The organism is Saccharopolyspora sp. NPDC002376 (assembly GCF_053593195.1).
In genome coordinates this window covers 83,935-93,831 of the sequence record NZ_JBSFBZ010000029.1, presented here as the reverse complement: position 1 = coordinate 93,831, position 9,897 = coordinate 83,935, and the positions used below count along the sequence as shown (strand labels likewise).

General features: G+C 71.4%; 9 protein-coding genes and 1 rRNA gene. 9 read left to right on the top strand and 1 reads right to left on the bottom strand.

Translation table 11 applies throughout. From position 1 onward, the window contains the following. Positions 1-88, top strand: a 5S ribosomal RNA gene (gene rrf, locus ACWCO2_RS20455); the annotation flags it as partial. Positions 89-275: 187 nt separating this feature from the next. On the opposite strand, the gene ACWCO2_RS20450 is transcribed toward rrf, so the two are convergent. After that, on the bottom strand, positions 276-1,562 hold the full coding sequence (locus ACWCO2_RS20450) for a hypothetical protein (protein WP_450129329.1): 1,287 nt from the start codon (positions 1,560-1,562) through the stop codon (positions 276-278). Between the two features lie 45 nt (positions 1,563-1,607). Between ACWCO2_RS20450 and ACWCO2_RS20445 the strand changes: the two genes are divergently transcribed. The 8 genes from ACWCO2_RS20445 to ACWCO2_RS20410 all read left to right on the top strand — a co-directional run bounded on the left by ACWCO2_RS20445 (position 1,608) and on the right by ACWCO2_RS20410 (position 9,765). After that, positions 1,608-2,540: a hypothetical protein gene (locus ACWCO2_RS20445; RefSeq protein WP_450129328.1), complete on the top strand. Its 933-nt coding sequence runs from the start codon at positions 1,608-1,610 to the stop codon at positions 2,538-2,540. Continuing rightward, positions 2,537-3,541 (top strand): HAD-IIA family hydrolase, encoded by a 1,005-nt coding sequence (locus ACWCO2_RS20440; RefSeq protein WP_450129327.1) that lies wholly within the window; start codon positions 2,537-2,539, stop codon positions 3,539-3,541. The genes ACWCO2_RS20445 and ACWCO2_RS20440 overlap by 4 nt, the downstream gene beginning before the upstream one ends. 94 nt (positions 3,542-3,635) lie before the next feature. Then, a complete protein-coding gene (locus ACWCO2_RS20435) occupies positions 3,636-3,863 on the top strand; it encodes a hypothetical protein (protein WP_450129326.1) in 228 nt (75 codons plus the stop codon). Positions 3,864-3,867: 4 nt separating this feature from the next. Beyond that, positions 3,868-4,707, top strand: coding sequence for a TlyA family RNA methyltransferase (locus tag ACWCO2_RS20430; protein ID WP_450129325.1), 840 nt, complete (start codon positions 3,868-3,870; stop codon positions 4,705-4,707). Positions 4,708-4,718: 11 nt separating this feature from the next. Beyond that, on the top strand, positions 4,719-5,612 hold the full coding sequence (locus ACWCO2_RS20425) for an NAD kinase (protein ID WP_450129324.1): 894 nt from the start codon (positions 4,719-4,721) through the stop codon (positions 5,610-5,612). A 108-nt stretch (positions 5,613-5,720) separates the two neighbouring features. Beyond that, on the top strand, positions 5,721-7,526 hold the full coding sequence (gene recN, locus ACWCO2_RS20420) for a DNA repair protein RecN (RefSeq protein WP_450129323.1): 1,806 nt from the start codon (positions 5,721-5,723) through the stop codon (positions 7,524-7,526). A 119-nt stretch (positions 7,527-7,645) separates the two neighbouring features. Then, the gene (steA, locus tag ACWCO2_RS20415) at positions 7,646-8,830 is read left to right on the top strand and encodes a putative cytokinetic ring protein SteA (RefSeq protein WP_450129322.1); all 1,185 of its coding nucleotides are present in this window, start codon (positions 7,646-7,648) and stop codon (positions 8,828-8,830) included. Next, positions 8,827-9,765, top strand: a complete 939-nt coding sequence (locus ACWCO2_RS20410; RefSeq protein WP_450129321.1) for a copper transporter — start codon at positions 8,827-8,829, stop codon at positions 9,763-9,765. The genes steA and ACWCO2_RS20410 overlap by 4 nt, the downstream gene beginning before the upstream one ends. The last annotated feature ends 132 nt before the right edge of the window (positions 9,766-9,897 follow it).

Here is a 9,897-nt window from a genome sequence, read left to right as displayed (position 1 = left end):
CGGTCCCATTCCGAACCCGGTAGCTAAGCTCCCCAGCGCTGATGGTACTGCACTCGACAGGGTGTGGGAGAGTAAGACACCGCCGACACACTATTTAGAGGGGCCGACCGGACCCGTCCTTGCGGGACGGATCTCCGGTCGGCCCCCTTTGTTTTTCATGACCAGGTTCACGCTGGATCATGACCGAGAGTTGCCCCCGCTCGCATTCGGGAGGCGGCCCGCCACAGCCCACCAGAAGGTGGGTCTACGCTGGTGGGGACTTCAGTATTTCTGCTTCAGGAGGTTCGGTGTCCGGTTCCGACGACAAGCGCGGCGACTTCCGCCGCGGGGCCGGTGCCGGCCGAAGCGGCCAGGGGGGTCGTGGAAGTTTCGAGCGCCGGGGTTCGCAGGGCGGTCCGCGCCGCTTCGACTCCCGGGACGACCGCGGAGGCTTCCGCAACGACCGCGATGACCGCGGCCGTGGCGGCTACCGCGACGACCGCCGGGGTCGGGACGACTTCGGTGGCCGCGACCAGGGCGGCCAGGACCGCCGCGGTGGTTTCCGCCGGGACAACGACCGGCGGGACAACGACCGGCGCGATGACCGTGGTGGTTTCCGCCGGGATGACCGTGGGGGCTTCAACAAGGGCCGCGAGGACCGCGGTGGCTTCCGGCGTGATGACCGCGATCGCAAGGACTTCCGCCGTGACGACCGTGGGGATCGCGGGGACTTCCGACGCGACAACCGCGACCGCGGTGACAACCGGGACCGCCGGGACTTCCAGCGAGACAACCGGGACAACAGGGACCGCCGCGATGACCGGGGCGGGCGCGACTTCCGTCGCGACGACCGTGGCGGTTTCCGCAAGGACAACGACCGTGGCGGTTTCCGCCGGGACGATCGCGGGGGCTTCAACAAGGGCCGCGAGGACCGCGGTGGCTTCCGCCGTGACGACCGGGACCGCAAGGACTTCCGCCGTGACGACCGGCGCGATGACCGTGGCGGTTTCCGCCGCGATGACCGCGGGGGCTTCAACAAGGGCCGCGAGGACCGCGGTGGCTTCCGGCGTGATGACCGCGATCGCAAGGACTTCCGCCGTGACGACCGTGGGGATCGCGGGGACTTCCGACGCGACAACCGCGACCGCGGTGACAACCGGGACCGCCGGGACTTCCAGCGAGACAACCGGGACAACAGGGACCGCCGCGATGACCGGGGCGGGCGCGACTTCCGTCGCGACGACCGTGGCGGTTTCCGCAAGGACAACGACCGGCGTGGTGGTTACGGACGGCGCGATGACCGCGGCTTCAACGACCGGCCCCGTCGTGACGACCGGCCGCGCCGCGATGACCGTGACTTCGGTGACCGGCCGCGCCGGGACGACCGGGACTTCAAGGACCGCCCGCGTCGCGACGACCGCAGCCGCGACGACCGCCGGGACAACCGGCGCGACGACCGTCCCCGCCGGGACGGGGACCGCTTCGACCGGCGCGACAACCGACGTGATGACCGGCCGCGCCGGGACGACCGGCGTGATGACCGGCCGGGCCGGGACGACCGACGTGATGACCGGCCGCGTCATGATGACCGGGAGCGCGGTGAGGTCCGGGAGGACTCCGAGCAGCAGGTGGACGAGGCTGCTGAGGCGAAGAAGGCTGCGCCGGAGCTGCCCGAGGGGCTGGACCCCAAGGACCTCGACCCCGAGGTGCGTCGCGAGCTGCTCTCGGTGCCCAAGGGCCTGGCGGACTTGGTCGCGCTGCACCTCATCGCGGCCGGTCAGCTGGTCGACACGGACGCGGAGAAGGCGCTCGAGCACGCCCGCTACGCCCGGCTGAAGGCTTCCCGACTTGCGTCGGTGCGCGAGGCCAACGGCCTCGCCGCGTACCTGGCGGGTGAGTGGAGCGAGGCGCTGTCCGAGCTGCGCGCGGCTCGTCGCATGGCGGGTGGCCCCGGCCACCTCGCGATGATGGCGGACTGCGAGCGTGCGCTGGGCCGCCCCGAGCGCGCGGTCGAGCTCGCCCGCAGCCAGGAGGCGACTCAGCTCGAGCAGGAGGACGCCGTCGAGCTGCGCATCGTGGCCGCCGGCGCGCGTCGCGACCTCGGTGAGGTCGAGGCCTCCATCGTGAGCCTGCAGACCGCTGAGCTCGACCCGCAGCGGCAGGACCCGTGGAGCGCGCGGCTGTTCTACGCCTACGCCGACAACCTGTTGGCGGCCGGCCGTGAGCGCGACGCCTTCACCTGGTTCGTGCACGCGGCGCACGCCGATGACGACGAGGAGACCGACGCTCCGGAGCGCCTGGAGGAGCTGGCCGAGAAGATCGGCGGCCCCGACGTGGTCGAGGAGCTCGTGACCGAGGCCGAGGCCGCGGCCGGGATCTCCGACGCGGACGACGACGAGTTCGACGACGCGGACGAGTCCGAAGACGACAGTGCCGACGAGGACACCTCGGACGGCGAAACCTCGGACGAGGACGGGGAGAACACGGACGAGTCGGCAGCTGACAAGACTGACGCCGTTGAACCCAAGAAGGACGCCGAAGAGGGCGCGCGAGCGCAGTGAGCGGGACGCTGCTCGACGGCCACGACGTCGTGCTGTTCGACCTGGACGGCACGGTTTACCGCGGCGGTGAACTGGTTCCCGGTGCCCTTGAGGCAGTTCGGGAAGTGCACCGCCGCGGTGTCGCGGTCCGCTACGTCACCAACAACGCGTCCAAGCCGGACCAGGCGGTCGCCGATCACCTCACCGGTCTCGGACTGCCCGCGGAGCGGGCCGAGGTGAGCACCAGCGCCCAGGCCGGTGCCGCGGTGCTGGCCGAGAAGTTGCCCGCTGGTTCGCGGGTGCTGGTGGTCGGTTCCGCCGCATTGGTGTCCGAAGTGGACAACGCTGGTCTGGTGCCGGTGTCGGACTTCGCCGACGATCCGGTCGCGGTGGTGCAGGGGCTGTCCACCGACATCGCCTACCGGGACCTCGCGGAGGCCTGCTTGGCGATCCGGGCCGGGGCGCTGTGGGTCGCGAGCAACGGTGACCGGACGCTGCCGACCGAACGCGGTCTGACGCCGGGCAACGGTTCGCTGGTCGCGCTGCTGTGCGCGGCGACCGACCAGGAGCCGCTGGTGGCCGGCAAGCCGGAGCGCCCGCTGCTGGATCGCGCTGTCTCGTCGGCGCAAGCGGAGTCGCCACTGATGGTCGGCGACCGGTTGGACACCGACATCGCGGGCGCGGTCAACGCCGGAATGCCATCGCTGATGGTCCTGACCGGGGTCAACACCCCGGCGGATCTGCTCGGCACTTCGCCGGAGATGCGTCCCGACTACGTCGCCGCCGATCTGCACGGGCTGTTGCAGGACCCCGCTGAGGTAGCGATCTCGGCGCAGGACGGGTGGCAGGTCCGGGTCGACGACGACGGGCTGGAGCTGGCTGGATCCGGTCAGCAGCCCGATGCCCTCGTCGCGTTGCGGGCGCTGTGCTCGACGTGGTGGGCCGCTTCCTCCGGTCCAGTGGCGGTGCGCGGCGCGGACGAGCACGCGAAGGCCGCCTTGCGAGAGCTGGGCTTGGCCTGAGCGGTGGACGTCGCGTGTCTCTGTCGGGGCGTTCGGATAGCGTGGGGACGTCGCCGCACAGCGGTCGCGGCGTGATCGAGGGGAGCAGGAGCGGATGACCTCTCCGGGGCAGATGCCGAATCCCGCGATGCTGGCGCGCTCGTCCGACGACGGCCAGTCGGCGATCGACGCCATCGGGACGGCGGTCGCCGCGCTCGACGAGGTGTCGGAGACGCCCGTCGCCGAGCACGTCGAACGCTTCGAGGCGGTGCACGCCGCGCTCACCGAGGCCCTGTCGAAGGCCGACCACCTCCTCTCCGGAACGACTGCACACAGGAGCTGACGCAGTGCCACGCAGGGCGCGGTTGGATGCCGAACTGGTTCGACGCGGGCTGGCGCGGTCCCGCGAGCACGCCTCCGAACTCGTCGACGCGGGTCGGGTGACCGTGCGTGGGATGGTGGCGCGCAAGTCCGCCACCGCTGTTGAGACCGACGCGCCGGTGGTGGTCACCGAGGACAAGGACGACCCGGGTTGGGCGTCGCGCGGCGCGCACAAGCTGTTGGGTGCGCTGGAAGCTTTCGAGCCCGAGGGGCTGACCGTCGCCGGGCGGCGGTGCTTGGATGCGGGCGCATCGACCGGTGGGTTCACCGATGTGCTGCTGCGGCGCGAGGCGCGCGAGGTGGTGGCCGCCGACGTCGGTTACGGCCAGCTGGTCTGGAAGTTGCAGACCGACGAGCGGGTGCACATCCACGACCGCACCAACGTCCGCTCGCTCACCCCGGAGCTCATCGGCGGGCCGGTCGACTTGGTGGTGGCCGACCTGTCGTTCATCTCGTTGAAGCTGGTGCTCCCGGCGCTGGCGGCTTGTGCGACCGCGGACGCCGATCTGGTGCCGATGGTCAAGCCGCAGTTCGAGGTCGGCAAGCAGCGGCTGGGCTCGGGCGGGGTCGTGCGCGATCCGGAGCTGCGGGCCGAAGCGGTGCTGGAGGTCGTGCAGGTCGCCGCTGAGAACGGTCTGGGGCTGCGCGGTGTGGTCGCCAGTCCGCTGCCGGGTCCGTCCGGCAACGTCGAGTACTTCCTGTGGTTGCGGCCGGGGGAGAAGACTGACGTGGAGGCCGCGGAAGCGCTGATCGCTGAAGCAGTTCGGCAGGGACCGCAGACCGCGGTGAAGAACTCGCACCGGTGAAGGAGTGGGAGTTGACCCGAGAGGTGCTGCTGGTGGTGCACACCGGCAGGCAGCACAACTTGCGCACCGCCGAGAAGGTCGCCGGGCAGCTGATCGGCGCCGGACTGCGGGTGCGAGCGCTGGCGGAGGAAGCGCCTGAGCTCAGCGCCGACTGCTACAGCAGGGTCGTGGCGCCCGGGCCGGAGGCGGCTGCGGGTACCGAGCTGGTGCTGGTGCTCGGTGGCGACGGCACCTTGCTGCGCGCGGCGGAGTTGGCGCGGATGGCCGATGTTCCGGTGTTCGGCGTGAACCTGGGCCGGGTCGGATTCCTGGCCGGTGCTGATTCCGATGCGCTGGACGAGGCGTTGACCGCTGTGGTCGAGGGCCGGTACCACGTCGAGGAGCGGATGACGGTCGAGGTCACCGCGAAGCTGGACGGCCAGGTCCTGGCCCACACCTGGGCGCTCAACGAGGCCAGCGTGGAGAAGAGCAGCCGGGAGCGGATCCTCGACGTCGTCGTGGAGGTCGACGGCCACCCGGTGTCGGCGTTCGGCTGCGACGGGGTGCTGTGCTCGACGCCGACCGGATCCACGGCGTACGCGTTCTCCGCCGGGGGACCGGTGGTGTGGCCGGAGGTTCAGGCGCTGCTGGTCGTGCCGAGCAACGCGCACGCGCTGTTCGCCCGGCCGCTGGTGGTGTCGCGGGAGTCGCTGGTGGCGGTGGAGATCGACCAGCACGGCCACCACGCGGTGCTCAGCTGCGACGGGCAGCGGCACTTCGACCTGCCGCCGGGGGCGCGGGTCGAGGTCGTGGCGGGGAGCAGCCCGCTGCGCCTAGTGCGGCTGCACGACACCGCTTTCACCGATCGCCTGGTGCACAAGTTCGAGCTGCCGGTGCAGGGTTGGCGGGGACCGGCCTCGCGCTGAACCGTCCTGGGCTCAACTGGCCGGGCTGGCCTGCGCTGGGACGAGTTGGGCATTTCGTTATTCCCAGCGGGGCATCGTCGGTCCGAGCGTGCCAGTAGGGTGCTTGATGTGTTGGCGGAGATGCGCATCCAGGGACTGGGCGTCATCGACGACGCCACGCTCGCACTGCACCAGGGGTTGACCGTGGTCACCGGTGAGACCGGGGCCGGCAAGACGATGGTGGTCACCGGGCTGCACCTGCTCGGCGGCGGTCGAGCCGATGCCTCCCGGGTCCGCTCCGGTGCGCGGCGTGCTGTCGTGGAGGGCCGGTTCCAGACCACGACCGACTCACCAGCGGCGAAGGTCGCTTCCGACGCCGGGGCCGAACCCGATGACGACGGAAGCTTGATCGCCGTCCGCACGGTCGCCGCCGATGGTCGTTCCCGCGCCCACCTCGGGGGACGCTCGGTTCCGAACGCCTTGCTGTCCGAGCTGGCCGAGCAGGTGCTGGCGGTGCACGGGCAGAACGACCAGCTGCGGTTGCTGCGGCCCGGCGAGCAGCGCGCGGTGCTCGACCGCTTCGCCGGGGAACCGGTGCTGCAGGTGCTCGCGAATTACCAGCGGGTGCGCGCCGATTGGGCGGAAGCGGTGCGGGAGCTGACCGAACGCACCGAGCGATCCCGGGAACTGGCGCGGGAAGCGGACCTGCTGCGGCACGGGCTGGGTGAGATCGAGGCGGTCGCACCGGAGCCGGGCGAGGACGTCGCCTTGGTGGACGAGGCTCGGCGGTTGGCCGATGTGGACCAGCTGCGGGAGACCGCCGCGGGTGCCCAGCTGGCGCTGACCGGTGCGGCGGATGGTGATCCGGACGCGCCCGGTGCGATCGGGTTGATCGGGGAGGCGCGGCGGCGCTTGTCCGCTGCTGAGGATCCCGCGCTGCGCGAGCTTGAGTCGCGGGTGGGCGAAGCCGTGGCGGTGCTCGCGGACGTCGGCGGTGAGCTCGGCAGCTACCTGGACCGACTGGACGCCGATCCGGCGCGCCTGGAGCAGGTGCTGGCGCGGCAGTCCGAGCTCAAGCAGCTGACGAAGAAGTACGCGGCGGACGTAGACGGTGTGCTGGAGTGGGCGGAGGACGCCCGCACCCGACTGTCCGGAATGGACACTTCCGAGGAAGCGCTGGCCGCGTTGGCCGCGCGCCGCGACGAACTCGCCGTCGACCTGGCCGAGTTCGCCGTCGAGCTCACCGAAGCGCGGCAGGAGGCCGCGGTCGGGCTCTCGGCTGCGGTGTCCGAGGAGCTGGACGGCTTGGCCATGGCGCAGGCGCGGCTCGAGGTCGTGGTGCAGCCGAAGTCGGCCGAGGCCGGCGATCCGAACGCGCTGCAGGTGCAGGGCAAGAGCGTGCACGCGGGACCGGAGGGCGTGGACGAGGTCGAACTCCAGCTGATCGCGCACTCCGGCGCGCCGGCGCTGCCGATTCACAAGGGCGCTTCTGGTGGTGAGCTGTCGCGGGTGATGCTGGCGCTGGAGGTCGTGCTGGCCGACGCCGACACCGTGCCCACACTGGTCTTCGACGAGGTCGACGCCGGGGTCGGCGGACGCGCGGCGGTGGAGATCGGGCGGCGGTTGGCCCGGTTGGCGCGCACCCACCAGGTCGTGGTCGTCACGCACCTGCCGCAGGTCGCCGCTTACGCCGACCGGCACCTGGTGGTGGACAAGGGAAGTGCCGACGGCGGTCTGACCCGCAGCGACGTGCGGGTGGTGGCCGACGAGCGGCGGGTGGTCGAGCTGGCGCGGATGCTGGCCGGGATGGACTCCACCGAGACCGGTCGTGCGCACGCCGAGGAGCTGCTGAACACCGCCACCGCGTACAAGTTGGCCCAGGAGCGCTTCCGGCGGAAGAAGCCGGTCAAGAAGAAGGCGGAGAGCGCGAAGTAGGCGGAAAACCGACCGCATTTCCCGCTGCGCTATTTGGCCGAACATTTTCTGCTCCATGCGGACCAGGGGTCTCGGCGTGGCGGACCGACATCAGGTGATCGATTTGTCACCATCGGTGCATGAAACTCAGCGGTCTGCTTGCTCGCCAGCAGGGCAACCTGCCCGGCCTGGTCGGGGTCGCCCGGATCGAGCGCCGCTCGGACGACGTGCTGCGCCGGGTGCGCACCGGCGACATCGCGGTGATCGACCACGCCGACCTGGACCGGCGCACGGCGGAAGCGCTGGTCTCGGCCGGTGTGGTCGGGGTGGTCAACGCCGTGCCGTCGATCTCCGGGCGTTACCCGAACCTCGGGCCCGAGGTGCTGCTGTCGGCCGGGATCGTGCTGGTCGACGGCGTCGGTGCCGAGCTCGCGCACCGGATCAAGGACGGCACGAAGATCCGGCTGCACGAGGGCGGGGTGTTCGTCGGCGAGCGGGAGGTCGGCCGTGGGACGGCGCAGGACGCCGACTCGGTCGCCGATCTGCTCATCGAGGCCAAGGCCGGGATGTCGGCGCAGCTGGAGGCGTTCTCCGCGAACACCATCGAGTTCCTGCGCCGGGAGCGGACGCTCATCTTGGACGGCATCGGCGTGCCGGAGCTGAGCATGTCGCTGGAGGGCCGGCAGGTCCTCGTGCTGGCGCCGGGCTACGGCCACGCCGACGACCTCAAGCGGCTGCGCAAGTACATCCGCGAGTACCGGCCGGTGCTGATCGGCGTTGAGTCCGGGGCGGACGTGCTGCGCGAGGCCGGGCACAAGCCGGACATCATTGTGGGCGATCCAGACAACATCAGCACCGACACCCTCAAGTGCGGTGCCGAACTGGTGATCCCCGCCCACTTGGACGGGCACGCGCCCGGGCTGGAGCGCATCCAGGACCTCGGCATCGGCGCGGTGACGTTCCCGGCCTCCGGCAACCCGGAGGACCTGGCGCTGCTGCTGGCCGACGCGCACAAGGCGAGCCTGGTGGTCACGGTCGGCTTCCACGCGACGCTGGGCGAGTTCCTGGACAGCGGACGCTCCGGTTCCAACCCGTCGACCTTCCTGACCCGGCTGCGGATCGGCAGCAAGATCATCGACGGTCGGGCGGTGGCCACCCTGCGGCGCAGCCGGACGCCGACCAGCGCCGTCGTGCTGATGATCGTCGCAGTGCTGCTGGTGGCAGTCGTGGCGCTGCTGGTCTCCGGTCTGGGCACCGCATTCATGAACGTGGTCGCCGACACCGGCGGCCAGGTGGCGGCATACTTCAAGGGGCTTTTCACGTGATCTCGATGCGGTATCACATCGTGTCGATCGCCGCGGTCTTCCTCGCGCTGGCGGTCGGTGTGGTGCTCGGTTCTACCTCGATGAGCGACCGGCTGCTGGCCGGGGTCGGCAACGAGCGGGACTCGTTGCAGGAGCAGGTCCAGCAGCTCAACGCCGAGCGCACCGACCTCAAGGCGCAGGTCGCGTCCTCCGAGCAGTTCAACTTCGCGGTGGGGCCGATGGCCGTGCAGGGGCAGCTGGCGCAGCGCAGCGTCGTGCTCATCAGCTCGGCGGACGTGCCCGACCGGCAGCGGGAGGCGGTGTCGCGGCTGCTGCGCGACGCGGGCGCGGACCTGACCGGCGACGTGCGCCTGGGCGAGGGGTTCGCCGACCCGGACCGGGCCGACCAGCTGCGCAGCGTGGTCGCCGAGCTGCTGCCCGCCGGGGTTCAGCTGCCCACGGCGGCCGACCCGGGCACCCTGGCCGGCGGCCTGATCGGTCCGCTGTCCCTGCTCAACCCGCAGACCGGGCAGCCGCAGACCGGTGACCCGGAGCGGGCGGCAGCGTTCTCCGGGCTGGCCGACGGCGGCTTCGCCACGGCATCGCCGGGGTTGCGGCCCGCGCAGCTGGCGGTGGTGCTGACCGGTGGTCGCACCGAGGGCGACAGCGCCGGGGACAAGGCGGCGACGCTGGCCCGGTTCGCCACCCAGATCGACCGCGCCGGGCAGGGCGCGGTGCTGGCCGGTGAGCTCGGATCGGCCGACGGCACCGGGCCGGTCGGCGTGGTGCGGGCCGACCCGGCGATCGCATCGAACCTGTCCACCGTGGACAACGCCGACAGCGCCTCGGGCCGGGTGGCGGTCGTGATGGCACTGCGCGAGCAGGCCGACCGGCAGGCGGGCCACTACGGAGTGGCGAGCAGCGCACAAGGGCCGGTGCCGAGCACGCGCGGCTGAGTGGATCGGAGATCATCCGCCCGGATGGCGGTTGACCAGGACCTCCGGCACTGGATCAGCAGTGGGGGTCACGGTGTGCGGCTCGGCTGACGTGCGTTAGGCTGGAATTCCGTGGGAGCGACGGATCCAGCC